Origin of the sequence: Comamonas sp. B-9 (genome assembly GCF_000410635.1) — a bacterium.
In the GTDB taxonomy this organism is placed as follows: domain Bacteria; phylum Pseudomonadota; class Gammaproteobacteria; order Burkholderiales; family Burkholderiaceae_C; genus Comamonas.
The window spans coordinates 15809-16710 of the sequence record NZ_KE148566.1 but is presented as its reverse complement, the minus strand read 5'-3'; the positions used below and the strand labels follow the sequence as shown (position 1 = coordinate 16710).

At 69.0% G+C, this 902-nt stretch carries 1 protein-coding gene; it reads left to right on the top strand.

Features of this window, described 5'->3' with window-relative positions; genetic code table 11:
* The coding region (locus H928_RS27400; RefSeq protein WP_043339811.1) for a DUF1800 domain-containing protein at positions 1 to 902 on the top strand (902 nt) is incomplete at both ends.

The window sequence follows — 902 nt, the reverse complement described above, 5'->3', positions numbered from 1 at the left end:
AGCTTGCGCCGCGCCAGCCGCCGCGCCTGCCCGCGCAGGCCGAGGAGCAGATTGCGGCCTTGGAAATCAGCCAGCGCAGTATGCTGGAGCTGCAGCGCGACATTGCTGCGCAGCGCCAGGCCGCCCGCAACGCCACCGAGCAAGGCCAGGGAGAGGGCGAAGGCGCGCGCCTGCGCCAGGAGGTGCAGCGCCACCTGAACCAGCTCGCCGCCCAGGCCCAGCAGCGCCAGGTGCTGCGTGCGCTCTACTCACCGGCCCAGCTGCAGGAGCAGATGACCTGGTTCTGGATGAACCACTTCAATGTCAGCACGCGCAAGGCCGAAACCCGGCTGTGGATTGGTGATTACGAGGAGCGGGCGATCCGCCCCAACGCCCTGGGCAACTTCCGCACGCTGCTCGAAGCGAGCATGCGCCACCCGGCGATGCTGCTCTACCTGGACAACGCCAGCAACGCCCAGGGCCACATCAACGAAAACTACGCCCGCGAGCTTTTGGAGCTGCACACCATGGGCGTGGGCAGCGGCTACACCCAGGCCGATGTGCAGGCCATGGCCCATGTGCTGACGGGCGTGGGTTTCAGCACCCGCGATGCCGATGCGCCGCCGCCCCGGATGGCCCCTGCGCTGCAGGCCGATTACCTGCGCGATGGCTTTTTCGAGTTCAACCCCAAGCGGCACGACTATGCGCCCCAGGTCTTGCTGGGCCAGCCGCTGCGGGCCAAGGGCATGGCGGCGGTGGACGAGGCGCTGGACCGCATCGTGGCCTCGCCCGCGACGGCGCAGTTCATGGCGCGCAAGCTGGCGGTGTTCTTCATCAGCGACAACCCGCCGCCCGCCCTGGTGCAGCGCACGGCGGCTGCCTTCTCGCGCAGCCACGGCGATATTGCGGCCACCTTGCGCAGC